Annotated in this window: 25 protein-coding genes and 2 tRNA genes; 19 read left to right on the top strand and 8 right to left on the bottom strand. The window is 70.4% G+C overall.

The genetic code is table 11. The features are described from left to right. Window positions 1-220 precede the first annotated feature (220 nt). The 3 genes from AB0J02_RS30820 (at window position 221) to AB0J02_RS30810 (ending at window position 3,027) form a co-directional block, all read left to right on the top strand. Entirely contained in the window at window positions 221-1,267 is a 1,047-nt protein-coding gene (locus AB0J02_RS30820; RefSeq protein ID WP_363197086.1) for a chorismate-binding protein, read from the top strand. A 35-nt stretch (window positions 1,268-1,302) separates the two neighbouring features. Beyond that, entirely contained in the window at window positions 1,303-2,124 is an 822-nt protein-coding gene (locus AB0J02_RS30815; protein ID WP_363197085.1) for an aminodeoxychorismate lyase, read from the top strand. A gap of 75 nt (window positions 2,125-2,199) precedes the next feature. Further along, window positions 2,200-3,027: a GNAT family N-acetyltransferase gene (locus AB0J02_RS30810; protein ID WP_363197084.1), complete on the top strand. Its 828-nt coding sequence runs from the start codon at window positions 2,200-2,202 to the stop codon at window positions 3,025-3,027. Between the two features lie 19 nt (window positions 3,028-3,046). Here AB0J02_RS30810 and AB0J02_RS30805 read toward each other — a convergent pair whose 3' ends face one another. Further along, window positions 3,047-3,550 carry a DsbA family protein gene (locus AB0J02_RS30805; RefSeq protein ID WP_363197083.1) on the bottom strand — a complete coding sequence of 168 codons (504 nt, stop codon included), beginning with the start codon at window positions 3,548-3,550 and terminating at the stop codon, window positions 3,047-3,049. A gap of 178 nt (window positions 3,551-3,728) precedes the next feature. Here AB0J02_RS30805 and AB0J02_RS30800 point away from each other — a divergent pair, with 178 nt between their 5' ends. Together AB0J02_RS30800 and AB0J02_RS30795 are read left to right on the top strand one after the other, a co-directional pair. Continuing rightward, window positions 3,729-4,172, top strand: a complete 444-nt coding sequence (locus tag AB0J02_RS30800; RefSeq protein ID WP_363197082.1) for a hypothetical protein — start codon at window positions 3,729-3,731, stop codon at window positions 4,170-4,172. 241 nt (window positions 4,173-4,413) lie between these two features. Beyond that, window positions 4,414-4,620 carry a hypothetical protein gene (locus AB0J02_RS30795; RefSeq protein ID WP_363197081.1) on the top strand — a complete coding sequence of 69 codons (207 nt, stop codon included), beginning with the start codon at window positions 4,414-4,416 and terminating at the stop codon, window positions 4,618-4,620. 15 nt (window positions 4,621-4,635) lie between these two features. Here AB0J02_RS30795 and AB0J02_RS30790 read toward each other — a convergent pair whose 3' ends face one another. Together AB0J02_RS30790 and AB0J02_RS30785 are read right to left on the bottom strand one after the other, a co-directional pair. After that, on the bottom strand, window positions 4,636-5,205 hold the full coding sequence (locus AB0J02_RS30790) for a CGNR zinc finger domain-containing protein (RefSeq protein ID WP_363197080.1): 570 nt from the start codon (window positions 5,203-5,205) through the stop codon (window positions 4,636-4,638). Window positions 5,206-5,460: 255 nt separating this feature from the next. Next, a complete protein-coding gene (locus tag AB0J02_RS30785) occupies window positions 5,461-5,874 on the bottom strand; it encodes an SsgA family sporulation/cell division regulator (RefSeq protein WP_004002642.1) in 414 nt (137 codons plus the stop codon). A gap of 190 nt (window positions 5,875-6,064) precedes the next feature. Here AB0J02_RS30785 and AB0J02_RS30780 point away from each other — a divergent pair, with 190 nt between their 5' ends. From AB0J02_RS30780 to AB0J02_RS30740, 9 genes are all read left to right on the top strand, one after another. Then, the gene (locus tag AB0J02_RS30780; RefSeq protein ID WP_363197079.1) at window positions 6,065-6,502 is read left to right on the top strand and encodes a TIGR02611 family protein; all 438 of its coding nucleotides are present in this window, start codon (window positions 6,065-6,067) and stop codon (window positions 6,500-6,502) included. A gap of 61 nt (window positions 6,503-6,563) precedes the next feature. Next, window positions 6,564-6,635, top strand: a tRNA-Val gene (locus AB0J02_RS30775). Between the two features lie 250 nt (window positions 6,636-6,885). After that, a complete protein-coding gene (locus AB0J02_RS30770) occupies window positions 6,886-8,172 on the top strand; it encodes an extracellular solute-binding protein (protein ID WP_363197078.1) in 1,287 nt (428 codons plus the stop codon). A 14-nt stretch (window positions 8,173-8,186) separates the two neighbouring features. After that, on the top strand, window positions 8,187-9,161 hold the full coding sequence (locus AB0J02_RS30765) for a sugar ABC transporter permease (protein WP_363197077.1): 975 nt from the start codon (window positions 8,187-8,189) through the stop codon (window positions 9,159-9,161). After that, window positions 9,158-10,030: a carbohydrate ABC transporter permease gene (locus AB0J02_RS30760; RefSeq protein WP_363197076.1), complete on the top strand. Its 873-nt coding sequence runs from the start codon at window positions 9,158-9,160 to the stop codon at window positions 10,028-10,030. The genes AB0J02_RS30765 and AB0J02_RS30760 overlap by 4 nt, the downstream gene beginning before the upstream one ends. 20 nt (window positions 10,031-10,050) lie before the next feature. Beyond that, complete coding sequence (locus AB0J02_RS30755; RefSeq protein ID WP_363197075.1) at window positions 10,051-10,617, top strand: hypothetical protein; 567 nt, start codon at window positions 10,051-10,053, stop codon at window positions 10,615-10,617. A gap of 74 nt (window positions 10,618-10,691) precedes the next feature. After that, entirely contained in the window at window positions 10,692-13,448 is a 2,757-nt protein-coding gene (locus AB0J02_RS30750; RefSeq protein WP_363197074.1) for a Tat pathway signal sequence domain protein, read from the top strand. A gap of 53 nt (window positions 13,449-13,501) precedes the next feature. Then, window positions 13,502-13,957: an SRPBCC family protein gene (locus AB0J02_RS30745; RefSeq protein ID WP_363197073.1), complete on the top strand. Its 456-nt coding sequence runs from the start codon at window positions 13,502-13,504 to the stop codon at window positions 13,955-13,957. A 39-nt stretch (window positions 13,958-13,996) separates the two neighbouring features. After that, window positions 13,997-14,068 (top strand) — tRNA-Val (locus AB0J02_RS30740). 75 nt (window positions 14,069-14,143) lie between these two features. Here AB0J02_RS30740 and AB0J02_RS30735 read toward each other — a convergent pair. Further along, on the bottom strand, window positions 14,144-14,869 hold the full coding sequence (locus AB0J02_RS30735; protein ID WP_363197072.1) for a 3'-5' exonuclease: 726 nt from the start codon (window positions 14,867-14,869) through the stop codon (window positions 14,144-14,146). Between the two features lie 214 nt (window positions 14,870-15,083). Between AB0J02_RS30735 and AB0J02_RS30730 the strand changes: the two genes are divergently transcribed. From AB0J02_RS30730 to thrS, 3 genes are all read left to right on the top strand, one after another. Next, window positions 15,084-15,650: a DUF4365 domain-containing protein gene (locus AB0J02_RS30730; RefSeq protein WP_363197071.1), complete on the top strand. Its 567-nt coding sequence runs from the start codon at window positions 15,084-15,086 to the stop codon at window positions 15,648-15,650. 50 nt (window positions 15,651-15,700) lie between these two features. After that, window positions 15,701-16,918, top strand: coding sequence for a hypothetical protein (locus AB0J02_RS30725; RefSeq protein ID WP_363197070.1), 1,218 nt, complete (start codon window positions 15,701-15,703; stop codon window positions 16,916-16,918). Window positions 16,919-17,037: 119 nt separating this feature from the next. Beyond that, window positions 17,038-19,014 carry a threonine--tRNA ligase gene (gene thrS / locus AB0J02_RS30720; protein WP_363197069.1) on the top strand — a complete coding sequence of 659 codons (1,977 nt, stop codon included), beginning with the start codon at window positions 17,038-17,040 and terminating at the stop codon, window positions 19,012-19,014. A 9-nt stretch (window positions 19,015-19,023) separates the two neighbouring features. On the opposite strand, the gene AB0J02_RS30715 is transcribed toward thrS, so the two are convergent. Next, window positions 19,024-19,704, bottom strand: coding sequence for a potassium channel family protein (locus AB0J02_RS30715; protein WP_363197068.1), 681 nt, complete (start codon window positions 19,702-19,704; stop codon window positions 19,024-19,026). Between the two features lie 67 nt (window positions 19,705-19,771). On the opposite strand from AB0J02_RS30715, the gene AB0J02_RS30710 reads away from it, so the two are divergent. Beyond that, window positions 19,772-20,335, top strand: coding sequence for an HIT domain-containing protein (locus tag AB0J02_RS30710; RefSeq protein ID WP_363197067.1), 564 nt, complete (start codon window positions 19,772-19,774; stop codon window positions 20,333-20,335). 26 nt (window positions 20,336-20,361) lie between these two features. Here AB0J02_RS30710 and AB0J02_RS30705 read toward each other — a convergent pair whose 3' ends face one another. Next, entirely contained in the window at window positions 20,362-21,828 is a 1,467-nt protein-coding gene (locus tag AB0J02_RS30705) for a PLP-dependent aminotransferase family protein (protein WP_363197066.1), read from the bottom strand. A 124-nt stretch (window positions 21,829-21,952) separates the two neighbouring features. On the opposite strand from AB0J02_RS30705, the gene AB0J02_RS30700 reads away from it, so the two are divergent. Further along, window positions 21,953-22,651: a hypothetical protein gene (locus AB0J02_RS30700; protein WP_363197065.1), complete on the top strand. Its 699-nt coding sequence runs from the start codon at window positions 21,953-21,955 to the stop codon at window positions 22,649-22,651. Here the strand turns inward: AB0J02_RS30700 and AB0J02_RS30695 are convergent. Further along, window positions 22,596-24,344, bottom strand: coding sequence for a hypothetical protein (locus AB0J02_RS30695; RefSeq protein WP_363197064.1), 1,749 nt, complete (start codon window positions 24,342-24,344; stop codon window positions 22,596-22,598). The two genes, AB0J02_RS30700 and AB0J02_RS30695, sit on opposite strands and share 56 nt — an antisense overlap. Before the next feature lie 167 nt (window positions 24,345-24,511). Then, entirely contained in the window at window positions 24,512-26,728 is a 2,217-nt protein-coding gene (locus AB0J02_RS30690; RefSeq protein ID WP_363197063.1) for an elongation factor G-like protein EF-G2, read from the bottom strand. Window positions 26,729-26,759: the final 31 nt, after the last annotated feature.

Below are 26,759 nucleotides of genomic sequence, written 5' to 3'. Positions count from 1 at the left end.
ACCGGCGACCTCAACCTTGGCAAGGTTGCGCTCTACCAACTGAGCTACGTTCGCGTGTCATTCCGTTCGGCTTGCGCGTCCCGGCGACGTGTTGAACTCTAGCGGATTCCCGGGCCAGCACAAAAACGCGTTTGCGCAGCGTGCTGAGGTGCTACCGGGGAAGCGGTCGCGAAACCTCCACCCTGGGTGACCTTCCCGCCACCCGCCTAAACTCGATGGCGTGATCGACGCCCCTCCTCTTGCCCGCTTCGGCGAACTCCTCGCGACCGGTCTGCTGGACGTGACCAGCGACCCGGCCGCTCTGGACTCCACCGGCTTCTGGGCGGTGACCGCCGACTTCGAGGGGCGCCTGGTCTGCGCCCGCTTCGAGGACGTACGCACGGAGCCGGTGCCCGCCCCGCGTCCCGGCGCCTGGCGCGGACCCGCGACGGCGCAGTGGGCGTCCTCGCTCGATCACGCCGCGTACACGGCAGGCGTACGACAGATACGCGCCCACATCGCGACCGGCGACGTCTACCAGGCCAACCTCTGCCGCGTTCTGACCGCGCCGATCTCCGTCGGCGCGGACATCGACGCGCTCACCGCCCTCCTGGCCCGCGGCAACCCGGCACCGTACGCGGGCACCATCCGCCTCCCCGGCCACGGCGTGGAGATCGCGACGGCCTCCCCGGAACTGTTCCTGCGCCGCCGGGGCGCGGTCGTCGAATCGGGGCCCATCAAGGGCACCGGGCGGACCGAGGCGGACCTCCTGGAGAAGGACCACACCGAGAACGTCATGATCGTGGACCTGGTCCGCAACGACCTGGGCCGCGTCTGCGCGCCCGGCACCGTGACCGTCCCCGACCTGTGCGTGGTCGAGAAGCACCCCGGGCTCGTGCACCTGGTGTCGCAGGTCCGCGGCGAACTGCGCACAGGCGCCGGCTGGGCCGAGCTGCTCGCCGCCACCTTCCCGCCCGGTTCCGTCACCGGGGCGCCCAAATCCAGCGCACTGCGCATCATCGACGCCCTGGAGACCGCGCCGCGCGGCCCGTACTGCGGCGGCATCGGCTGGGTCGACGCGGACCGAGGGACCGGTGAACTGGCCGTCGGGATCCGTACGTTCTGGATCGACCGGAGCGACGCGGGAGCCGTACTGCGGTTCGGCACCGGCGCCGGGATCACCTGGGGCTCCGACCCGGAGGGGGAGTGGCGGGAGACCGAGCTGAAGGCGGCGCGGCTGCTCGCGGTAGCGTCGGAGGGGTACGACGGGCAAGCGAGCGGTTCGTAGTCCGGGCACGCACGGAGAAGGCAGAGGGACCTGACGTGAAGATCTGGCTCGACGGCCGGCTGCAGGACACGGAGGAGGCGCGCGTCTCCGTCTTCGACCACGGGCTCACCGTGGGCGACGGCATCTTCGAGACCGTGAAGACGGTCGACGGCAAGCCGTTCGCGCTCACCCGGCACCTCGACCGGCTGGCCCGCTCGGCGCGCGGCCTCGGCCTGCCCGAGCCGGACCTCGACGAGGTGCGCCGCGCCTGCGCCGCCGTCGTCGAGGCCAACCCGATGGCCCTCGGCCGCCTGCGCATCACGTACACCGGCGGCGTCTCCCCGCTCGGCTCCGACCGCGGCGACGCGGGCACCACGCTCGTCGTCGCCCTCGGCGAGGTCACCCGGCGCCCCGACATCACCGCGGCGATCACCGTGCCGTGGACCAGGAACGAGCGCGGCGCCCTCGCGGGCCTGAAGACCACCTCGTACGCGGAGAACGTCGTCGCGCTGGCCCGCGCCCACGAACTCGGCGCGTCCGAGGCCCTGTTCGCGAACACGCTGGGCCGCCTCTGCGAGGGCACCGGCTCGAACGTCTTCGTCGTCCTCGACGGGGAGATCCACACTCCGCCGGTCGCCTCCGGCTGCCTGGCGGGCATCACGCGCGCCCTCGCCGTCGAGTGGACCGGCGCCAAGGAGACGGACCTGCCGCTGTCGGTGCTCGCCCAGGCCGACGAGGTGTTCCTGACGTCGACGCTGCGCGACATCCAGGCCGTGCACCGCGTCGACGACCGTGACCTGCCGGGCGCGCCGGGACCGGTCACGGCGAAGGCGATGCGCGTCTGGGACGAGCGGGCAGCGGACCACCTGGATCCGTAGAGCCGCGGGCAGCAGACCACCCGGGCCCGTAAATCCGCTGTCGTCCGCGGCGTACGGGCGGGTAGAACTCCCGTGATGACCACGACTCTGCGGCCGACCGAGCCGCTCCAGCGCACGGCCGACGGGTCGAGCTCGCGCCGCTTCGCGGTGTGCGTGAACAGCCGTCCCGTCGGCACGCTCCACCTCGCCACGCACCCTGTGTTCGGCCCGAAGGTCGCCCGGGTCCTGGACCTGCGCATCGATGAGCCGGACCGGGGACGCGGCCGCGCCACGGTCGCCGCGCTGGCCGCCGAGGAGGTGGCCCGCTCCTGGAACTGCCGACGGCTCGAGGCGTCGGTCCCCGCGGAACAGGGCGGGCTGCTCCGGCTCGCGGGCGCGCTCGGTTACGTGGAGCGCAATCGGAACCTGGCGAAGACGCTGCCCGAGGGCCGCTGCCCGGCGCTCCCCGCGGGCAGCGTCGGGCGGCGCATGACGGAGGACGAGTTCGGGCCGTGGCTGGCCCTGGCCAAGGAACGGTACGCACGCACCGTGGTCGAGCGCGGCGCCACGGAGGAGGAGGCCAGGGCGAAGGCCGAGCACGATCACGCCGCGCTGCTGCCCGAGGGCGTCGCGACCCCGGACGTCCTGGTCAGCGTGGTGGAGCACGACGGTGAGACGGTCGGCACCCTGTGGCTGGCCCAGCGCGCCGACGGAGCGTACGTCTATGACGTGGAGGTCGCCCCCGACCACCGGGGCCGGGGCCACGGGCGCGCCCTGATGCTGCTGGCCGAGGCCGACTCGATCGCCGCGGGCGCCACCCGGATCGGCCTCAACGTGTTCGCGGGCAACGCTCCCGCACTGCGCCTGTACGAGGCGCTCGGCTACGAGCCGACCCAGCACCACCTGTACAAGCAGCTGCTCTGAGCCTCGGCGCCACCTACCGCTACGGCTGCTCCGCGAGAAGCCGGTCGGCGATCTCCGCGATGCGCTGCCGCAGCCCTTCCTGGCTCTTGCCGCCGTCGAGAGGCTCGCCTCCGATGACATACGTCGGCGTGCCCGTCACACCGATCGCCTTGCCCTCGGCCTGGTCGGCGTCGACGATCAGGATGTGCCGTCCGTCGATCAGCGCGGTGTCGAACTCCTCGGCGTCCAGGCCGAGTTCACGCGCCACCTCGACGAGGAACGGCTCGCCCGCGCGGTCGAACTCCTCGACGCGGCTCAGCACCTTCTCGACGTAGGGCCACCCCTTGCCCTGCTCGAACGCCTCCTCGGCGGCCTGCGCCCCGGCGAAGGAGTGCTTGTGCTTCTCCAGCGGGAAGTGCCGCAGCCGCAGCTCCAGGCGGTCGCCGTAGCGCTCGCGCAGCGCGCGGACGTCGTCCAGGGCCGAGCGGCAGTCGGGGCACTGCAGCTCGCACCACACGTCAAGGATCGGGTTCAGGGCGTTCATGGGGCCAGTCTTCCAGGCCGGGTCACCGCCGCCCAACCTGGACCTGCGGAGGAGAGGCGACCCCGAGATCTCCCTGAGGTCCGTCGCCGCCGTGGCCCGGGGCCACCCCGGCGGTGCAGGATGGAAGGGGACGGAACGCCCCGCCCGCGACCGAAGCGCCCGAGCCCTGGAGGACCGGATGATTGCCGAGACAGTCTGCTCCGCCGTGTCCGTGGCGGGCCTGGGCATCGCCGCGGTCACCGCCTACCGCAAGCGGTTCCTCGCGGCCGCCCGGACCGCCGCCTACTCCCTGGTCCCGCTGGGACTGGTGATGACCGGCGCGGTCGGCTGGGTCGTCGACACCGCGTTCAGCCCGACCGCGTGGGCCGGGTTCGGTGTGCTCGGGGTGGCCTGGCTGACGTTCATGGGGACCCGCGCGGTCGAGCGGCGCGGCGGCGGCACCCGCAAGGAGCGCAAGGCGGCGGCGAAGGCCGCGCGCGGCGAGGCGGTGGCCCCGGCGGCGTCGGCCCCCTCGCTCGGCCAGGGCGCCCGCACCGCGCCTGTCGCCCAGGCCAAGCCGAAAGCCGCCACGGGCGAGGACTTCAGCGACATCGAGGCGATTCTGAAGAAGCACGGCATCTGATCAAGGTCCGTTCACGTCAGAGCGGTTGACCGTCCAGGCGGCTCGCGCGCCGAGCGGCCCCGGGGCGCTCCGGGCTCAACACCCTTCCGGCGTAAGACTCGTAGGACTGGACGCACGTACGACAAATACCTGATTTATCGCGCAGGTGTCCGGGCCGGGGGTCGCGGGATCCGGCTAACTCCCGCCCCGATCGGGCATGTTGGCAACCGGCAGCCTCGGCCTGCGACATCATCACGGCGAGATGCTGGACACACCACAGCTGGCCGACCAGCTGGACGCCGACCAGGGGCAGGCGCCGCACCACGAGCCCGCGCCGCCCACACCCGCACCCCCCGACACCCGGCGAGGCTGCCTCTTCGCGCTCTCCCAGCCGCCACTGATGATCTTCCTCGGAGTGATCGGCTGTCTGCTCCTGACGGCCGCGCTGCACGATCTGCTGCTGTTGTGAAAGGCCGACAGGCTCTCAGCCCGCGGCCTCCTTGCGGCGCGCCCGATAGGCGGCCACATGCAGCCGGTTCCCGCAGGTACGGCTGTCGCAGTAGCGGCGCGAGCGGTTGCGGGACAGGTCCACGAACGCGAACCGGCAGTCCGGCGCCTCGCAGCGGCGCAGCCGCTCCTGTTCCCCGGCGACGACGAAGAACGCCAGAGCCATCCCGCAGTCGGCGGCCAGGTGGTCCGCGACGGACGCCCCGGGGGCGAAATAGTGCACATGCCAGTCGTAGCCGTCGTGGTCGGTCAGTCGTGGTGTGGTGCCGGCCGCCGCGACCAGATCGTTGATCACCGTCGCCGCGCTGTGCGGATCCGGTGCGGCGAACACTTGTGCGAACTGTGCTCGGACCGCACGGACCGCGGCGAGGTCACGCTCCGCGAGCACGCCGACGTCGCTGATCTCGTGCTTCCCTACGAACTCCGCCAAAGCCGGCACCGTCGCGAGACCGTCGGCGCCCTCGGGGCCGGCGGCGCTGTCCGGTGCGGTGTTCACCAGATCAACCACGGTGTCGAGCGAGCACCGGGTGTCGTGGGTGATCAGCACGATTCGCTCCCTGGCCTGGGGGGTCGGGCCGCTGCCCGCCGATGCTGGCCGAGCCTAGCGCCCTTCCGGGGCGGGAGGAGTCGCGAGCACGCAACGGCGCCACCCCCGTGGAAGCTCCCACGGCGGCGGCGCCGATGTCTGCCCTATGCGGTTGTCCTGCACTTGCTGAACCGCGCCGTCTCCCCGAGTCGACGGCGCGAAGGCGCTCTCGCTCCGCTCACGCCGGCTGGCTGCCGGCGCGGGCCGCCCACGCGGCTAGCTTTCCGCGAGGATGTGCGAGAGCTCCTGATCGAGATCGAAGTGGCGATGCTCGGTGCCTGGTGGCACGGCGGCATCGGTCCGCTTCAGGAACGACTCGAGGGCCCGCGCCGGGGCCTCGAGCAGAGCCTCGCCCTCCGGGGAGCTCAGGGCGATGCAGACGACGCCCTGACCGTGGCTCCGGGACGGCCAGACTCGGACGTCTCCGGTGCCGGTCGGCCGGTGAAGGCCTTCGGCGAGGAGATCGCGGGCGAAAACCCACTCGACCGTCTCCTCGGCTCCGGTGTGGAAGGTGGCGTGCACGGCATACGGATCGGCCGTGTCATACCGCAGTCCTGCGGGTACAGGCAGTGAGGACTCGCTCGACACAACGAGGCGCAGGTGCAGCTCGCAGCTGACCGTGGTGTTCATAAGCGCCAGGGCCTTTCGCTCAGTGTGCGCTCGGGGATTCGCACGTCGGCGAAATCGACATGCCACCTACGGTGCCGTTGTAAACCCCTCTGAGTGTTTTGGGCGCCTTTAGGTAGCTCGTACGGCCGAGTCTTATCCGGCGGGGAACGGCCATTCCGGTGACGCGAATGTGTCCGGTAGGTTTGGTGCCATGAATACGGGGAGTGACGAGGCGGCCGGCCCGGCCGCCGGTGTCGAGGAGGACGCGTCCGGAGCGAAGCCGCTGGGCTCGCGGGCGCCGGGTTTCATCCAGGAGCGCAGGGCGCTGCATCTGAGCTGGCAGGTCGGCGTCTTCATCGTGGGGCTCGCGGTCGTCGGGGCGGGGATCGTCATGCTGCCGCTGCCGGGACCCGGCTGGCTGGTGATCTTCGGCGGCATGGCGATCTGGGCGACCGAGTTCGTCTGGGCCCAGCTGGTGCTGCGTTGGACGAAACGCAAGGTCACGGAGGCCACGCAGCGGGCTCTCGACCCCAGAGTGCGACGGCGGAACATCATCCTGACCACGGTCGGAGTGGTGATCATCGCGGTGCTGGTCGCGGTCTACGTATGGAAGTTCGGGTTCGAGATGCCGTGGAGGATCAAGCAGTGAGCGCGGGGCGCGGGGTGGTCCCAGGAACCCCCTGACATGGGGTAATGTTCTTCCTGCGCCGGGGCGATTAGCTCAGTGGGAGAGCGCTTCGTTCACACCGAAGAGGTCACTGGTTCGAACCCAGTATCGCCCACCCGGACCGAAGGCCCCGGAGACATCGAGTCTCCGGGGCCTTCGGCGTCCCCGCACCCCGGTATATCGGTGTACCGGATCTGCGCGTCTCCATTTACGTGTATCGCTTCAGTCACCGCTGTGAGCTGCCCATTCGAAGCGCTTCGACGCAATTCTTGCCTGAACCGTTGACGCGCTCCCGACACGTCTCTACCTTTGCCCGGCAAGCGCTTTCCTAAAACGATTCAATGCGCAGGGTGGAGGGGCGAACTGTGCCTACGAACTGGGATCTCGACCGGCGTGGCCTGCTGAAGGTCACGGGAGGGTCGATCGCGGCGCTCGGTCTGACGGCCGCCGGCTGCGGTGGCGGGAGCGGGTCGGGCGACGGACCGGTCACCCTTCGGTACGCGTGGTGGGGCGGGGAGCCGCGAGCTGTCGCGATCAAGAAGACGATCGCGCTCTTCGAGAAGAAGTACCCGAAGATCAAGATCAAGCCCGAATTCACCGACTACGAGGCGTTCTGGGAGAAGTTCCAGACACAGGCCTCCGGTGGTAATCCGCCGGATGTTTTCCAAAATTCGGTCGCCTTTCTGCGCAAGTACGACAAGCGCGGTGTTCTGATGGATCTCAAGTCCCAGTCGGACGCCGGAAATCTGAGCCTGAAGAACTTCCGGAACGGAGTGCTGACGTCCGGTCAGGTGGACGGCGGCAAGCAGGTCGGAATACCCGTCGGTGCCAACACCATGGCACTCGTCATCGATCTCAACGTCTTCAAAAAGGCGGGTATAGAACCGAAGTTCGGCTGGACCTGGGACGAGTACTGGAAGGCGCTGCAGAAGATCCAGGACACCCAGAAAGTCGCGGGTGACACCGGCTACTTCGGCGTGATGTACATGTACGACCTGTTCCTCCGTCAGAACGGCAAGGCCTTCTTCACCGAGACCGGACTCGGCTTCACCGAGGCCGATCTGACGCAGTGGTGGAAGGACGGCTACAAGCGGGTGAAGGCCGGGCTCGTCGCCGACCCGAACAAGATCGACCAGGCCAAGCCCGCCTCCGGCCTTTCCAAGGGACTCGCCGCGTCCGAATTCACGTGGGACAACTTCTCCGTCCGCTACGAGGGCGAGGGCGACTCCGACTACGGGCTCGTGTCGATCCCCACCACGGACGGCAAGCAGACCGGCCAGTACCTGTCCTCCCTGATGCTCAGCGCCTTCAGCGGGACCAAGCACCCCAAGGAGGTGGCCCAGTTCATCGACTTCATGGTCCACGACCCGGAGGTCGGCAAGATCATGGGTTACGACCGCGGCATCCTCGCGACCACCGAGCAGTACGACGCGTACCAGCCGACGGACAAGACCAACAAGGCCGTCGCCGCCTATGAGGCGGAGGTCTCCAAGGCCGGGGTGCTCGGCAAAATGACGCCGCAGCCGTCCGGCACCGATGTCGTCGAGGCGGCGTTCCTGCGCATCGGCGGAGAGGTCGCCCACGGCAAGACCCAGCCGGCCGCTGCCGCCAAGCAGTTCTTCGGCGAGGCGAAGGCCGCGTTCGCGGGCTGAGGGGACGTACCGCCATGACGCTACTCAAGGAAGCGCCCGCGCGCCCGGCAGGGACGCGGTCCGCCGTGCCCCCGGCCGGGCGGCGCGGGCGGCGCCGCGAGAACCTCGCCGGCTACCTCTTCATGTCGCCGTGGATCGCGGGGTTCGTCCTGCTCACCGCGGGGCCGATGATCGCCTCGCTGTACTACGCGTTCACCAGCTACAACCTGTTCACCCCGCCCCAGTGGGTCGGCCTGGACAACTTCACGACGATGTTCCAGGACCCGCGCTGGCAGAAGTCGGTGCAGGTCACCCTGAAGTACGTCGTGGTGGCCACGCCGCTGAAGCTGCTGCTCGCGCTCGGAGTGGCGATGCTGCTCGCGCAGAAGCGGCGCGGACAGGGTCTCTACCGGGCCGCGTTCTACCTGCCGTCGCTCATCGGCGCCAGCGTCTCCGTCGGCTTCGTGTGGCGGGCACTGTTCTCCGACAACGCCGTCGTGGACCGTACCCAGCAGATCTTCGGGCTCGACGTCGGCGGCTGGATCGGCAACCCGGACTACGTCATCTACGCCCTGGTCGCCCTGAGCATCTGGCAGTTCGGCGCGCCCATGGTCATCTTCCTGGCCGGGCTCAAACAGGTGCCGCAGGAGCTGTACGAAGCCGCCGAGATGGACGGGGCGGGGCCGCTGCGCCGCTTCTGGAACATCACCCTGCCGATGATCTCCCCGGTGCTCTTCTTCAACGTCCTGCTGGAGTCGATCCACGCGTTCCAGGTGTTCGGATCCGCGTACGTCGTCTCCAACACGCAATGCGGGCCGGCCGACGCCACGCTCGTCTACACCTGTTACCTCTACCAAAAGGGCTTCAAGGAGTCCCAGATGGGCTTCGCCTCCGCGATGGCCTGGACGCTCGTGATCGCGGTGGCACTCGTCACGGCCGTCCTGTTCTGGTCGCAGAAGAAGTGGGTGTACTACGCCAACAGCGCTGACAGCACGGAGGCCGTCAAGTGACCAGTGTGACCAGCCCCGTTGTGACCGCCGCGAGTGAGCGGCGGCGTACCGGATCCCTCGTCTGGCACGTGGGCGCGCTCGTCGTCCTCGCGGTCATCCTCTACCCGGTGATCTGGGTGCTCGGCGCGTCCTTCAAGCCGAGCAAGGACATCGTCGGCAGCCTCGACCTGTTCCCCGGCAGTCCGGTCCTCGCGAACTTCTCCGGGCTCGCCGACGGAATCTCCGGTATCTCCATCAGCAGCTTCTTCGTCAACTCCCTGACCTACGCGGGCCTCGCCGTGGTCGGCGTCGTGCTCTCCAGCTCACTGACCGCCTACGCCTTCGCCAAGATCCGGTTCGCCGGGCGGAACCTGCTGTTCACGCTGATGATCGGCACGCTCCTGCTGCCGTACCACGTGCTGCTCATCCCGCAGTACGTGCTGTTCCGCAAGCTCGGCTACATCGACACGTTCGTGCCGCTCGTCGCCGGCAAGTTCCTGGCCACGGAGGCGTTCTTCGTCTTCCTGATGGTGCAGTTCATGCGCGGCCTGCCCAAGGAGCTCGACGAGGCCGCCAAGCTCGACGGGTGCGGGCACCTGCGGACCTACTGGTCCATCGTGCTGCCGCTGAGCCGGCCCGCGATCATCACCAGCGCCATCTTCACCTTCATCAACGCGTGGAACGACTTCATGGGGCCGCTGATCTACCTCAACAGCCCCGACAAGTACACCGTCTCGCTGGGCCTGATGATGTTCCGGGACCAGGAGGGCATCTCCAACTACGGCGGTCAGATCGCCATGTCACTGGTGGCGCTGATCCCCGTCATCGCGTTCTTCGCCGCGTTCCAGCGCTATCTGATCGACGGCATGGCGACCTCGGGGCTCAAGTGACCGCCCGCCCCGGATCAGCCATGGCCGAGTCCCGGCGGCGTGTCGGATTCGGCGTCTTCGCCGAGTGCCTGCTGACCGGCGTGTGGATCGCGCTCGCGTCCGTGCCCGTCGTCACCGCCCCGGCCGCGTTCGCGGCAGGGTCCCGGCATCTGCGCCGGCACCTGGGGCAACACATCGGCGGACGACGGGAGTTCATCGCCGATTTCCGGCTCGCCGTCCGGCGCGGCTGGCTCGTCGGGCTCGCCGGGACCGCGGCCTGCGCGGCCGTCTGGATCGATCTGCGGGTCGCGCGCTCCGGACTCCCCGGCGGTCAACTCGCCGCCGCCGTCGGCATCTTCGCGCTGCTCGGCGCCGCCGTGACCGTGCTGCGGGCCGCCGCCGTCTGGGAGCCGGAAGCGCACTGGCGGCCGCTGCTCGGCGCCGCCGCCCGGCGCACCGTCCTGGCCCCCGCCGGTTCCCTCCTGCTCGTCTGCGGCCTCGCCGTCGTGGTCCTGTGCGCCGAATTCCTCGCACCGCTCGCCGTGCCCGTGCTCGGCGTCCTCGCCGCGGCGGCCGTCGCCGTGGAAGAACGCGGCCGGACCCGCTGACGCCGATCTCCTCTCCGCATCACCCCAACACCCTTCTCGTACAGCACCTTTGGCATGCACGGAAAGGAACGACGATGTCCGCTGTATCTCCCGGACTGCCCCGCAGATCCCTCCTCAAGGCCGCCGCGGTCGCCGGTGCCGCCGCCCAGTTCAGCTGGGCCCTCGGCAGCAAGGCCGCGCAGGCCGCGCCGAGCGCCCAGACCGCCGACGCCGAGCCCGTCACGCTCGGCTGGCTGGAGGACGGCGGACTCGGCGCCGCACCCGGCTCCACCGTCGGCGTGCCCTGGCCGAAGGGCGCGTACGAGAAGGGCCAGGAGTTCGCGCTCACCGACGCCGACGGCGCCCAAGTACCCGTACAGACCTGGCCGTTGGCGCAGTGGCCGGACGGATCGCTGAAGTGGACCGCGCACGCCGTCGGCCCCGGCGCCGGTGACGGGAAGCTCACGCTGACGGCCGGGAACGCCGCCGCGCCCGCGAAGAAGGTCACCGTCGCCACGAACGGCGGCGCCGTCACCGTCGACACCGGCGTCATCGTCGCCAAGCTCGGCAAGAGCGGATCCAGCCTCGTCAAGACCGTCACCCGCGGCTCCACCGAGATCGCCAAGGACGGCCGGCTCGTCCTGCTGCGCCAGGGCGAGATCGAGGACGGCGACCAGGGGACCCAGAAGTACGAGCGGTTCGAGAGTGTCATCGAGGAGACGAAGGTCGAACAGGACGGGCCCGTCCGCGCCGTCGTCCGCATCGACGGCAAACACCGTAAGGGAAACCGCAGTTGGCTGCCCTTCTCGATCCGGTTCTCCTTCTACGCGGGCGCCGACTCGTTCCGCATGGTGCACACGATCACCTTCGACGGGACGCAGGAACCCGGCAAGGCCTCCGGCGACTTCATCCGCGGGCTCGGCGTCCGGTTCACCGTCCCCATGCGCGACGCCGCGTACGACCGGCACATCCGTATCGGCGGCGAGTCCACCGGCATGATCCGGGAAGCGGTCCAGGGCATCACCGGGCTGCGCCGCGATCCCGGCGCGGCCGTCCAGGCGGCCCAGTTCGCGGGCGAGAAACTGCCCGACCCCGCGACCTGGGACCAGCGCGTCACCACGCGACTGCAGTACATCCCCGAGTGGGGCGACTACACCCTGTCCCAGCTGTCGGCCGACGGCTTCACCCTGCGCAAGCGCACGAAGAAGGGACATGGCTGGATCGGCGCGGGCGGCGGCCGCAGGGCGAGCGGTTTCGGCTACCTCGGCGGCCCGAGCGGCGGCTTCTCCTTCGGCATCCGCGACTTCTGGGAGAAGCACCCGGCCGGCCTCGACATCCGCGACGCGGGGACCGACGAGGCCGAGGTCACGCTGTGGCTGTGGTCGCCGGAAGCGCAGCCGATGGACCTGCGCTTCTACCACGACGGCATGGGCCAGGACACGTACGCCGAACAGCTCGAAGGCCTCAACATCACGTACGAGGACTACGAGCCCGAGTTCGGGACGCCGTACGGGATCGCGCGCACCAGCGAGCTGCTGTTCTGGGCCAACGAATCCACACCGAAGCCCGAGGTCCTCGCCCAGCAGGTCGAGGCCGTACGCGTGCTGCCGCAGCTCACCGCGCCGCCCAAGCAACTCATCAAGGCGCAGGTCTTCGGCCCCGGCCTCTACTCCGAACCGGACCGCTCCACCCCCGCCAAGGCCAAGATCGAGGACCACCTCGACTTCCTCTTCACCTACTACAAGGGCCAGGTGGAGATGCGGCGCTGGTACGGCTTCTGGGACTACGGGGACGTCATGCACTCCTACGACCCCGTGCGGCACCAGTGGCGCTACGACGTCGGCGGCTACGCCTGGGACAACTCCGAACTCTCGCCCGACCTGTGGCTCTGGTTCGCCTACCTGCGCAGCGGCCGGGCCGACATCTTCCGCTTCGCCGAGGCCATGACCCGGCACACCGGCGAGGTCGACGTCTACCACCTCGGAAAATGGGCCGGACTCGGCACCCGCCACGGCGTCCAGCACTACGCCGACTCCGCGAAGCAGCAGCGCATCGCCAACACCACGTACCGCCGCTACTACTACTTCCTCACCGGCGACGAACGCGTCGGCGACCTCATGCACGCCAACGTCGACTCCGACGAGACGTTCCTCGTCCTCGACCCGCAGCGCAAGGTCCGCCCCGACCCCGACTACCAGCCCGACCCGCACGCCCTGTCCATCGGCTTCGGCACCGACTGGAGCGGACTCGTCTCGGCCTGGCTCACCGAATGGGAGCGGCGCGGGCCCACGTGGGAGAAGGCCAGGGCCCGGGTCCTGTCGACCATGGAGACGATCGCCGCGCAGCCCAACGGTTTCGTCCAGGGCAGCGGACTCTACGACCTCGACACCGGCAAGTTCGCCATCGAGGACAAGCCGGTGGTCGGCGTCTCCCACCTGTCGGCCGTCTTCGGCCTCAACGAACTCTGCGCCGAGCTGATCGACCTCGTCGACATGCCGGAGTTCGAGGAGGCGTACTACGACTACTGCCGCTACTTCAACGCCACCAAGGCGGAGCAGAAAGCGCGGTACGGCAGCGACTTCGGTTCGTTGCTGCTCTTCCAGGGGCACTCCCGGCTCGACGCGTACGCGGCCGTGCGCACCGGCGACGCCAAGCTCGCGGCGCGCGCCTGGGAGAAGTTCTACCGAAGCGACGGCTACACCGAGTCCTCGCCCTGGAAGACCGAGAAGGTGGACGGCCCGGTCACGCTGGTCGCGGGCACCGAGGCGAACTGGGTCTACACCAACGACACCGCCCTGTACGGCCTCGCCGCCATCGAGAATCTGGCGCTGGTCGGGGACAAGATGCCCTGATTGAGTGACCTGACGTATACGGGAAGAGAACGTTCCGCGGGCAGACTCGGGCCATGGACCGCAACGCCCTGAGCCGATACCGCTTCCGCAGCGTCTGGGAGCTGCCCGCACCACCGGCCGCCGTGTACGCGGTCCTGGACCGGGCCGACGAGTACCCGCGGTGGTGGCCACAGGTGCGCTCGGTGACGTCGCTGGACGAGACCAGCGGCGTCGCCGTCTTCCGGTCCTTCCTGCCCTACGAGCTCACGGTCACGGCCCGGGAGCGACGCCGCGACCCGGCCGCCGGGGTCCTGGAGATCGCCATGAGCGGGGACCTCGACGGATGGGCGCGGTGGACACTGGCCCCGCGCGACGGCGGCACCCGCGCGGTCTACGACCAGGAGGTCGAGGTGCGCAAAGCGCTGATGCGCCGCTTCGCCCTCCTGGGCAGGCCCGTGTTCGTCGCCAACCACGCGTGGATGATGCGCGGCGGACGGCGGGGACTGCTCGCCCACCTGCGCCCGGTTTGAACACAGGCCGCCGCGCCCTGTATTGTTCAACCCGTTCCCGGGCGATTAGCTCAGTGGGAGAGCGCTTCGTTCACACCGAAGAGGTCACTGGTTCGAACCCAGTATCGCCCACCCGGAAATGGCCGGTCCGTCGAGAGACGGGCCGGTTTTTCGTTTCTTCTTTCAGGGCCCCCGGCAGGGGAACGATCAAGCCGCCGCCGGAAGTTCCGGCCGCAGTGGCCACGCCGGATCGACCACCTCAGGGGTGCCGCTGCGCGCGAACCACGCCTGCAGGCCGCGTGCCTGTGCCGCGTGCCAGACCGCCTGGAGGGTGTGCAGCTCGGCGGCGGAGAGCCGCTCGAGACGGCTCGCGAAGCGCCGGCCCACCGCGCGGACCACGTCGAGTGCCGCCTGCGCGTCCGCGGCCGCGTCGTGCGCCTCCGCCAGCTCCACCTCGTAGTGCGCGCACAGATCCGTCAAGGTGCGGCGGCCCTTGCGATAGCGGTCCAGCTGTTTGTCGAGGACCCGCGGATCCAGGACGCAGAGCGAGTAGCTCTCCAGATAGCGGCCCAGCGACGAAGCGCGGTGCCGCTTCAACTCCCGGTCCAGCATGGTCAGGTCGAACGGCGCGTTCATGATCACCAGCGGCCGTCCGGCCGCCGCCTGCTCGGCCAGCTCGCGGCCTATCTCCTCCATCGCGGGCGCCGGCCAGCGGCCGTTGCGCTGCAGGTGGACGTCGGTCAGACCGTGCACCTCCGTCGCTCCGGGCGGCACCGGTATCCCCGGATTCACCAGCCAACGCGTCACCCGCGGCCGCGTTCCCGGTGCGTCCTGCACCACGATCGCCGCCGACACGATGCGGTCGGTCTCCACGTCCACCCCGGTCGTCTCCGTGTCGAAGGCGGCAAGGGGGCCTTCGTACCAGCACGTCATGACCATGCAACTCCTCGTCCAGGTGCGGCAGATGACTATCCGTCGGTTTTCGCGTCCCTGCCCGTTTCGGTGATACCCGGGCCGTTTGCGTCGTACGCGGAGCGGTGACAACACAGATACGAGTCATGGCAGTTCAGCGGGGTGCCATTGACTCGGCTTTGATCAAACGCTTGATCTCCGCGGGGATTCACCACTCCGAAAGGCCAGTTGGACCATGGCGCTCGCGCAGCCCGAACAGGGCGGGCTGCTGCCCGAGCGGACCGCATCGACGCGCGGCACACTCGCCACCACCGCCTGCATGGAAACTCTCCAGGTCGGCTATCTGCACGCAGTGGCCGCGGCCGCCGGATGCTCGCTCTCGCAGCCCTTTCCCGACAACGGCATCGACTGGCACGTCAGCCACAGCGCCCCCGGGCACACGGTCGACGACGAGGTCACCATCAAGGTGCAGCTGAAAGCGACCTACCAGATCGCGCCGAACCCGCCGGGCCCTTCCTTCTCCTTCACACTCGACAACCCCCACCTGGAGAAGCTCGCCCGGACCCCGGTGTCGGTGCACAAGATCCTCGTCGTGATGCTCGTGCCGCGCTCCCAGGACGACTGGCTGCGCGCCGGCCACGACCGGCTCGACCTGCGGCACTGCTGCTACTGGACCAACCTCGCCGGCCAGCCGGTCACCGGCCGGCGCAGGACCACCGTGCGCGTCCCGACCTCGCGGATCTTCGACGACCGCGCGCTGTGCGAGATCATGACCCGCGTCGGGACGGGCGGGCGGCCCTGACCGGTCGCTCGTACCCGGTCAACTCGGCTGGCCCGGAAGGGAGTTACGAGATGCAGCACCGCTCGACCGACGAGCCCGTACGGTCCCTCGGCGCGGCCCGCGCCCACCCCGTCGACCTCGCGGGACCCGACCCCGGACAGGTCGACCCGGCCGTCCTCGGCGCCCTGCTCGACCGGCACGGCTGGCAACGGCGCGGCGGCGCCGCGGGCCGGTACGCGCGCTGGACGCCGCCCGGCCCGGGAACCCGCACCAGCCTGCTCGTGCCGGAGAGCCGCTCCTTCCCGGACAGCGAGGAACTGCTCGGCGAAGCACTCACCGCGCTGGAGCGCAGCGGCACGCCGTCCGCCCGCGAAGTGCTCGTCGCGCTCGCCGTGCCCAGCGACGAGATTCGCTGGTGGCGGGATGCCCCCGAAGGGACCTCCGGCGCCGCCACCTGGACCGCGGAGGAACAGCTCCGGTCCGCGGCGCGGCGGATGCTGCTCGCCGGGGCCCTCGCCGCGCGCGGACGCGCCGGGTACTACGGGGCCCGGCACCGGCGGCCCGCCGCCGCGGCCCTGGAGAACGTGCTGGTGCAGTCGGCGCCCGGCGGCCACCGGCTCACCGCCTTCGTCCCCGTCGACGCCGGCCGCTCGCTCGCCGTCCGCCTGCACCAGGCGCTCTACGCGGTGCGCGAGGCCGTCGACTACCGGCGGGCGACCGGCGGCATGGACGCCTTCGACGGCGCGGTCGAGGCGGGCGTCAGCCACGAGCTGACCGAGGCGCTCGTCGCGCTGGTGCGCGGCACCGAGGGCGCGCGGGTCGGCGTCGCCTGGGCGCCCGCCGCCGGGGTGCCCGAGGAGTGCACGGACGGGGACGCGCCCGTCGAGTTCTCACCCGGCGACCTGGACGTGCTGCGCGCGGCCGGCGCCCGCTACCTGCACGCGGAACCCGCCGTCTCCGTCCGCGTCACCGGCACCGTCGTGCGGATGCGCAGGACCGGACCGGGCGGCGCGGGGACGGTGCGGCTGCAGGTCATCGCGGGCGCCGAGGTCCCGTACGTCCGGATGACGCTCGACGAGGACGCGTACCGGACGGCGGGCCACGCCCACCTCGTCGGCCTGCCGATCAGGGTGCACGGACGGTTGGAGAGCCGAGGCGGGTTCCGGCGTCTCACCGGCGCGTGCGACGTCGTACCCGTGCAGGTGGAGGAGGCCGAGCGGGACCGGCTGATGAAGTCGCTGCAGGAGAATCTGGACTTCTTCGAGGAGGCGTGCGCGGGGGAGGAGTAGCCGGCCGCACCCGGGCTCCGGACAACCGCTTCGCGAGCGACCCCGACGACTCGGTACGATCGCCAAGGCGCGCGTCACAGGTAATGGCGTGGCGTTCCACCTTCAGGCAGGAGAGACCGGTGTCAGACGTCCGTGTAGTCATCCAACGCGATTCCGAGCGGGACGAGCGCGTGGTGACGACGGGCACTACGGCCGCCGAGCTCTTCGCCGGAGAGCGCAGCATCGTCGCGGCCCGTGTGGGCGGTGAGCTGAAGGACCTCGCGTACGTCGTGGCCGACGGCGAGACCGTCGAACCCGTCGAGATCTCCTCCCAGGACGGTCTCAACATCCTGCGGCACTCCACCGCGCACGTGATGGCGCAGGCCGTCCAGGAGCTGTTCCCCGAGGCCAAGCTCGGTATCGGCCCGCCCATCAAGGACGGCTTCTACTACGACTTCGACGTCAAGGAGCCGTTCACCCCCGAGGACGTCAAGCGCATCGAGAAGAAGATGCAGGAGATCCAGAAGCGGGGGCAGCGCTTCTCGCGCCGCGTCGTCACGGACGAGGACGCCCGCGCGGAGCTGGCCGACGAGCCGTACAAGCTGGAGCTCATCGGCATCAAGGGCGCCGCGTCCAGCGACGACGGCGCGGACGTCGAGGTGGGCGGCGGCGAGCTGACCATCTACGACAACCTCGACGCCAAGACCGGCGAGCTGTGCTGGAAGGACCTCTGCCGCGGTCCGCACCTGCCCAGCACCCGCAACATCCCGGCGTTCAAGCTGATGCGCAACGCGGCCGCCTACTGGCGCGGCAGCGAGAAGAACCCGATGCTCCAGCGCATCTACGGCACCGCCTGGCCCACCAAGGACGAGCTCAAGGCGCACCTGGAGTTCCTCGCCGAGGCCGAGAAGCGCGACCACCGCAAGCTCGGCAGCGAACTGGACCTGTTCTCCATCCCGGAGCAGATCGGGTCCGGCCTCGCGGTCTTCCACCCCAAGGGCGGCATCATCCGCCGGGTCATGGAGGACTACTCGCGCCGCCGGCACGAGGAGGAGGGGTACGAGTTCGTCTACACCCCGCACGCCACGAAGGGGAAGCTCTTCGAGACCTCGGGCCACCTGGACTGGTACGCCGACGGCATGTACCCGCCCATGCAGCTCGACGAGGGCGTGGACTACTACCTCAAGCCCATGAACTGTCCGATGCACAACCTGATCTTCGACGCGCGCGGCCGGTCCTACCGTGAACTGCCGCTGCGCCTCTTCGAGTTCGGGACCGTGTACCGGTACGAGAAGTCGGGCGTCGTGCACGGCCTCACCCGTGCCCGTGGCTTCACCCAGGACGACGCGCACATCTACTGCACCCGCGAGCAGATGGCCGAGGAGCTCGACCGCACGCTGACCTTCGTGCTCGGGCTGCTGCGCGACTACGGCCTGACCGACTTCTACCTGGAGCTGTCCACCAAGGACCCGGAGAAGTTCGTCGGCTCCGACGAGGCGTGGGAAGAGGCCACCGAGACGCTGCGGCAGGTGGCCGAGAAGCAGGGCCTCCCGCTGGTCCCGGACCCGGGCGGCGCCGCGTTCTACGGCCCGAAGATCTCCGTCCAGGCCAAGGACGCCATCGGCCGTACCTGGCAGATGTCGACCGTGCAGCTCGACTTCAACCTGCCGGAGCGCTTCGACCTGGAGTACACCGGGCCCGACGGCACCAAGCAGCGCCCCGTCATGATCCACCGCGCGCTGTTCGGCTCCATCGAGCGGTTCTTCGCGGTGCTCCTGGAGCACTACGCGGGTGCCTTCCCGGCGTGGCTCGCGCCCGTCCAGGCGGTCGGCATCCCGATCGGCGACGCGCACATCGACTATCTGCAGAAGTTCGCCGCCGAGGCGAAGAAGAAGGGTCTGCGGGTCGAGGTCGACTCGTCCTCGGACCGCATGCAGAAGAAGATCCGCAACCAGCAGAAGGCCAAGGTGCCCTTCATGGTCATCGCGGGCGACGAGGACATGAACGCCGGTTCGGTGTCCTTCCGCTACCGCGACGGCTCGCAGGAGAACGGCATCCCGGTCGACGAGGCCATCGCGAAGATCGCGAAGGTCGTCGAGGAGCGGGCGCAGGTCTGACCTGCTCGTTCAGTCGCGTGACGGGGCCCCCGGGGAGTTGTTTCCCGGGGGCCTTTCCTCTTCCCGGGCGAAGACCTGGAGCAGCCACGACGAGAACGAGCCCGTCACCGCGCCGAGCAGGGCCAGGCCGCAGGCCATCACGCCCACCGCCACGAGCCGGCCGAGCGCCGTCACCGGGGCCAGGTCGCCGTAGCCCACGGTCGACAGGGTCGTGCACGTGAACCACACCGAGTCGCCGTACGTGCGGATGTCCGCGCCGGGCGCCGCGTGCTCCTGCTGATACAGGGCGATCGACGCCGCGAAACCGAGCAGCGTCACCGAGACCCCCGAGTACGTGATCACCCGGGCGTACAGCGACAGCCGCGGCCGGTCGCGGTGCTCCTGCACCCGCTGGTAGGTCTGGACGATCCGCAAGGGCCGCAGCAGCGGCAGAAGCAGGACGAGCGTGTCCAGACCGTGGGTGCGCACGAAGCGCGGCCAGCGCAGTCCGCTCAGCCGCAGGCGCACCACGTAGTCCACGGCGAACACCGCCCACGACCCGAGCGTCACCACCAGACACAGGGTGCGCACGGCTTCGGGCAGGTCGTGGCCGAGGACCCTGGTCGCGTACGAAGCGAGGAAGAGCAGGGACGCCGCCGCGAGGACGGTGCCGTTGCGCCGCTCCCAGCGGGCGAGGGGGCTGTCGGTCATCCGGACAGCATCGCCCCTGCCGGGCGGGGGCGGCACCCGCCGACACGCCGGGCCGAGGTGACGCCATATGCTGCACTTCATGACGAGTGAGCCGGAGCAGCAGATGGGTCCTGTGGGTGAACCGGACGGGTTCGGGCGTCTGTGGACCCCGCACCGGATCGCGTACATCCAGGGCGAGGGCAAGCCGACGGGCCCCGGTGCCGACGACGGCTGTCCCTTCTGCGCCGCTCCCGGCAAGTCCGACGAGGACGCCCTGATCGTGGCGCGCGGCGAGCACGTCTTCGCGATCCTCAATCTGTACCCGTACAACGGCGGGCACATGATGGTGATGCCCTACCGGCACGTCGCCGACTACACGGACCTCGACGAGGCGGAGACCGCCGAGCTGGCCGTCTTCACCAAGCGCGCCATGACCGCGCTGCGCTCCGCGTCCGGGGCACACGGCTTCAACATCGGCATGAACCAGGGCTCCGTCGCCGGGGCCGGCATCGCCGCCCACCTGCACCAGCACATCGTCCCGCGGTGGGGCGGCGACACGAACTTCATGCCGGTCGTCGGCCACACGAAGGTGCTGCCGCAACTGCTCGGCGACACGCGTACGGCCCTCGCCAAGGTGTGGCCGAGCGCCTGACGCGCCCCTTCGCAGGCCTGGCCGCGTCAGGCGATCCAGCGCGGCCGCGACCCTGAGGCAGCGGGCCGGGGCCCCTCGGCACCGGCTCGCGCCAACCGCTGCACCGCCTCGCCCAGCGTCTCCTCGGGCAGCGTGTACGGGATGCGCAGCCGGTGCTCGAAGAGCCCCGGGTCCGCCGCGAAGCAGGCCCCGCTCTCGATGCGTACGCCGTGGGCGAGCGCGCGCTCGGCGAGGTCCGACGCGACGGGCGCGCCCAGGTCGACCCAGAGGGACAGACCGCCGGGCGGGACCCGCCACGTCCAGTGCGGCACGTGCTGCCGCAACGCCCCGGTGAGCGCGGCACGTTGGGCCCGCAGCCCGGTGAGACGGTCGGCCAGGAGGCCGTCCGCCCCGGCCAGCAGGGTGAGCGCCAGCAGCTGGTCCACCACGGAACCGCCCATGTCGTTCGCCACCCGCTGCGCCGCCAGCTCCGTGACGAGCCGCGCCGGGGCGCGCAGCCACCCGACGCGCAGGCCCGCCCAGTGCGTCTTGCTCATCGAGCCGACCGTGATGACCTGGTCGGACGGGCCGTGCGCGGCGAACGGGCGCGGGGGAGCGGTGTCCAGGGCGAGATCGGTGAGGGTCTCGTCGACGACCAGCCAGGTGCCGGAGCGGCTCGCCGCGCGCAACACCCCGGCCCGCTCGTCCGCCGGCATCACGCACCCCGTCGGATTGTGGAAGTCCGGGATCAGGTAAGCAAGTTGGGGCACCGAGTGGCGCAGCGTGGACTCCATGATCCCGGGGTCCCAGCCGGTGTCGTCCGTCACCGGCACGGACACCGGGCGGAGCCGGGCGCGACGCATCGCCTCCAGAGCGTTCGGATACGACGGGTTCTCGACCATGATCCGGTCGCCCGGCCGCGAGAGCAGGCCGAGGACCAGGCTGAGCGCGTGCTGCGCACCGGCGGTCACCAGGATCTGGTCGGGCGTCGTGGCGAGGCCGCGGGCCGTGCAGCGGGCGGCGAGCGCGGACCTCAACTCCGGCAGCCCGTACGGGTGGTAGCCCGGGGTGCCCGCGTGGTCGGCCAGCCGCGGGGCGATCTCGGCGAGGGCGTCCGCGAGGACCTGCCCGGGGAGCGCGGGCGCGGCCCGGGCCAGATCGATCGCGGCGTCCCCGGGGGCGAGCAGCCGGCTGACGCCCTTGGCGGCGCGGCCCTGCGGCAGCGACGTCCAGGTGCCCGAGCCCTGGCGGCTGTGCGCGAACCCGTTCTCCCGCAGCAGGTCGTACAGCGCGGTGACCGTCGTGCGGCTGGTGCCGAGCGCGGCGGCCAGCTCCCGCTCGGCCGGCAGCCGGACGTGCAGGGCGAGCCGCCCGTCGAGGATCAACTCACCCAGGGCGTGCGCGAGATGACGGTAGGCGGGACGCGCCTGCCCGGGATCGGGGAGCAGCGCGGCGAGCTGCCGGCCTCCCACGGTGCGGGGCGTCCGGCCGGGGTGACCGGCGGCGACCTTCACAGAACCACTCTCCCGCAATTGGCTGTGCAACCCGGGCCGGTCAATCTACAGAGTGAGCGGATTGGCCTTGGAAGCGCCTCCGCCGCGGGGCGCTTGTCCCTCTCATCCCTCGGAGTCACCCCGTATGCCGCTCACGTACGTCCCACTGCGCGAACACCCAGCGCGCCGTCTCCCGCAGCTCTTCACCGGCCTTGCCCTGTACGGGTTCAGCCTCGCCCTGATGGTCCGCTCGGGCCTGGGGCTCAGCCCGTGGAGCGTTCTCAACGAGGGCCTCGCCCGGCACACCTCGCTCAGTTTCGGCACCCTCACGACGCTGGTCGGCGCGGCCGTCCTGCTGCTGTGGATCCCGCTGCGGCAACGGCCGACCCTGGGCACGTTCGCCAACATCCTCACGGTCGGCTGGTCCTCGGACCTCGGCCTGTGGCTGCTCCCCGGCCACCCCGCCCTGCCGGTCCGCGGCGCCCTGCTCGCCACCGGCATCCTCCTCAACGGCCTCTCGATCGCCGTCTATGTGGGGGCCCGCTGCGGCCCCGGCCCCCGCGACGGCCTGATGACCGGGCTCACCGCCGCCACAGGCCGCTCCCTGCGCCTCGTGCGCACCGCCATAGAGGTCGTCGTACTGGCGGCGGGCTGGCTCCTCGGCGGAGCCGTGGGCCCCGGTACGGTCCTGTACGCCGTGACGGTCGGGGCCGTCACGCAGTACTGCCTGCCGCGGTGCGCCTACCGGACGGACCGGGACCCCGCCGTCCGGGACCCCGAAGCCGCGCCTACGCGTCGTACACGTCCGCCTTCCGCGGCGCCGGATCCTGGACCAGGCCGCTGAGCACGCCCGAGCGGTTGCCGAACTTGTCGGTGTTCACACCGTGGTCCTCCAGGACCTTGATGGCCGCGGCGTGCACCACGCGCAGCACCGGTGTCGCGGTACGCAGCGCGTCGTCGGCCATGAACCGGTGCCGCCAGGGCTGGTCCGCCCAGGCATGACGCAGGCCGAACGGCTCGGGCAGGACGATCTTGCCGCCCAGGTGGTCGAGGAGCGGCGGGTACCAGGTGAGGGGGGCGCGGACCGCGACCCGGACGGCTTCGTCCGCGTCGATGAGCGGGAGCGTCTTCTCGGTGGTCTCCCAGAACCGTATCGACTTGGCGACTTCCTTGGTCTTCGGCTCGGGCTTCGACGTGAACAGGGAGTTGACCGGGCCGAGGGCGTGACCGGTCACCTCGATACGCAGCGTCTCGTGCAGCACGGTCACCGTGATCAGCATGGTGATCACCAACTGGCCGTCCCAGAGCGTGAACTGCACGCCCAGGTAGTGGCGGTCGCCACTGCCGAACTGCTGCTCGTTGCAGATCCGCTGTATCTCGTGCTGCTTGATCTGGAACGCGTCGACGTCCTCGCCCGTGGGGCGGGCCACCGCCTTCGCGTTCTCCCCGATCGGCGTGACGATCCAGTCCTTCACCGACGGGGCCGTGAACCCGCCCGTGTGCAGCGGACCCCGCTGCAACAGCTGAAGCTGGTCCCGGATCGCGCGGATGACGTCCCAGCTGCGGAACGGGTGGATCTCCTTGCCCTCCTCGGCGGAGACCAGATCCTCGGCGAGCTGCCAGCTGCCCCAGCGGGTGCCCATGCCCAGGATGCCCTTGGGTCCGGCGTAGAAGACCGAGTTCGACTGCTGCTCCGCCGTGAGCCTGGCCAGGCTCTGGCGCAGCTGCTCGGCCGCGGTCTCGCCCGGACTGCCGGGCACCGCCTCCGGGACCTTCGGGCCGATGCCGCCGCCGGAGAGCAGCGCGTCCCACTGGTCGCGCAGCTCCTTCGCGGTGCGCTCGCAGATCCGCCGGGCCCAGAAGGCGCCGATGACCGGGGCCACGAACGCGATGCGCAGATACCAGGCCCAGAACCCGTGAAACGGGAGCTTGATGAGGAGGATCACGATGCCGACGCCGACGACGGCCATGATCGTGGTCGCCACGGCGGCCCGGCCGCGCGCCGCCCGCTCCCTCCTCCTCGCCTCGTTCTTCTCCTTGGTGGACTTGCCCTCGGCCTCCTTGACCATCTTCTCGGCCGTCTCGACCCGGGCGTTGTTCGTACGACGGATCTGGAACGCGGCCAGCCACAGGAGGAATCCGGGCAGGAAGAGAACGCCGAACACCACCGTGACGATGGTCAGCAGGCTGTCGCGCTCCCGCCGGATCCGATTGGCGGCCAGACAGTGCTCGACGACGACCTGGGGCTCGGTGCCGAACGACTGGATGAGCGGCTTGCGGCCGCCGCCCAGCATCCGCACCTGCACCGCCCGGGAGAACGCCTCACCGAGATTCGGCGCGAACAGGGACCACGTGCCCGCCTTCGCCTCGGTCTTGTGCCACTCGTTGTTGGCGTCCTCTATCTTCGAGGCCCGGTCGTCGCGGTACGCGGCCGACGCGATGGCAAAGGTCGCGGCGGTCTGCCCCGCCGAACCCTGCAGCGGGACCTGAGCCCCTGGCCTGAAATCGAACGCATCGTCCGCCACTGCCGCCCCCATCACCGCACGTAGTCGCTGCTGCGGCTCTTCCCGACTTCCGCGCCCCGCACACCTGTTGATCAGTTGATCGGCCTGATCCACCCGGTCGTGGACCAGCGTAACGGCCGCCACCGACATCCGCCCCGGCAAGGCGGATGTCGGCGGTCGCGTACAGCGGCGCCGCGCAACTACGGCGTGTTCTGCGCCTGTTCACGGATCCTCTCGCTCAGCTGAGGCGGCATCGGCTCGTGCCGTGCGTAGCCGCGGTCGAACCGTGCCGTCCCGTGCGACAGCGACCGCAGATCGACCGCGTACCGTCCGATCTCGATCTCCGGCACCTCGGCCCGTACGAGGGTGCGTCCGCCCGGCGCCTGTTCGGTCCCGACGACGCGGCCACGGCGCCCGGACAGATCGCTCATCACGGCGCCCACATAGTCGTCCCCGACCAGCACCTGCACTTCGGCCACCGGTTCCAGGAGATGGATGGTGGCGTCCGCCGCCGCCTCGCGCAGCGCGAGCGCGCCTGCCGTCTGGAACGCCGCGTCGGACGAGTCCACCGAGTGCGCCTTGCCGTCGAGCAGCGTCACCCGCACGTCGATCAGGGGATACCCGGCCGCGACCCCCCGCGCCGCCTGTGCCCGTACGCCCTTCTCGACGGACGGGATGAACTGGCGCGGCACCGCGCCGCCGACGACCTTGTCCACGAACTCGATCCCTGACCCGCCGGGCAGCGGCTCCACCTCTATCTCGCAGATCGCGAACTGCCCATGGCCGCCGGACTGTTTCACATGCCGGCCGCGCCCCGCGGACTTCCCCGCGAACGTCTCGCGCAGGGACACCTTGTGGGCGATCACGTCGACCTGCACCCCGTACCGGCTGCGCAGCCGGTCGAGGGCCACGTCCGCGTGCGCCTCGCCCAGACACCACAACACCACCTGATGCGTGTCCTGGTTCTGTTCGAGCCGCATGGTCGGGTCCTCCGCGACGAGCCGCGCGAGCCCCTGCGACAACTTGTCCTCGTCTGCCTTGCTGTGTGCCTGGATGGCGAGCGGCAGGAGGGGATCGGGCAGGTCCCAGGGCGCCATCAGGAGCGGATCGTCCTTCGCGGAGAGGGTGTCGCCGGTCTCCGCCCGGTTCAGCTTCGCCACGCACGCCAGATCGCCGGCGATGCAGTGCGTGAGCGTGCGCTGCTGCTTGCCGAAGGGCGCCGACAGCGCGCCGATCCGCTCGTCCGACTCGTGCAGGGCGCGGCCGTCGGGCCCGCGGTCGGCGAGCCCGTGCCCGGACACGTGCACCGTCTCCTCCGGGCGCAGGGTGCCCGAGAAGACCCGGACGAGAGAGACCCGGCCCACATACGGGTCGGACGCGGTCTTCACGATCTCCGCCACCAACGGGCCGTCCGGATCACAGGCCTTGACCGTCCGCGCGGTCCCGCCGAGCGTGCTCACCGCCGGGGCCTCGCGCTCCAGGGGCGTCGGGAAACCGCCCGTGATCAACTCCAGGAGCTCGACCGTGCCGATGCCCTGCCGGGCGCCCTCGGCGGCCGGAGCCGCCGCGAGGACCGGGTGGAAGACACCGCGGGCGACGGCCCGCTCCAGGTCCTCCACCAGCGTCTTGAAGTCGAGGTCCGCGCCGCCCAGATAGCGGTCCATGAGGGTCTCGTCCTCGCTCTCCGCGATGATGCCCTCGATGAGCCGGTTGCGGGCCGCCTCGATCGCCGGCTGCTGCTCCTCACCGGGCTCGGACTCCTTGCGTTCGCCCGTCGCGTAGTCGAACAGCCGCTGCGAGAGCAGCCCGATCAGGCCGGTCACGGGTGCGTGGCCGTCCGATGCCGGTGCGCCGTGCAGCGGCAGATACAGGGGGAGTACGGCATCCGGGTCGTCGCCTCCGAAGATACGCGCGCAGGTGCGCGTCATCTCCGCGAAGTCGGACCGGGCCGCCTCCAGGTGCGTGACGACGATCGCCCGCGGCATCCCGACGGCCGCGCACTCCTCCCACACCATGCGCGTCGCGCCCGCCATGGTCTCCGGGGCCTCCGCCGCCGAGACGACGAACAGGGCCGCGTCCGCCGCGCGCAGACCGGCCCGCAGCTCCCCGACGAAATCCGCGTAGCCGGGGGTGTCCAGCAGGTTGATCTTGTAGCCGCCCCATTCGACCGGGACGAGCGAGAGCTGGACCGAGCGCTGTTGCCGGTGCTCGATCTCGTCGTAGTCGGAGAGGCTCGTGCCGTCCTCGACCCGGCCCGCCCGGTTCACCGCCCCCGCGGTCAGCGCGAGGGCCTCCACCAGAGTCGTCTTGCCCGATCCGCTGTGGCCGACCAGCACCACATTCCGTACGGACGCGGGATGGTCGGCCGTTGCTGCCCTGCCGGCGGCTCCGGGGTGTCCGTTCGCCTTGTCGCCCATGCCTTGCCTCCCGGTTGTTGCACGGTGAGGT

The sequence above is a fragment of the Streptomyces sp. NPDC050264 genome, assembly GCF_040655895.1.
Classification (GTDB): Bacteria; Actinomycetota; Actinomycetes; order Streptomycetales; family Streptomycetaceae; genus Streptomyces.
The sequence above is the reverse complement of the archived record's forward strand: the minus strand, read 5'-3'. Positions and strand labels throughout refer to the sequence as shown.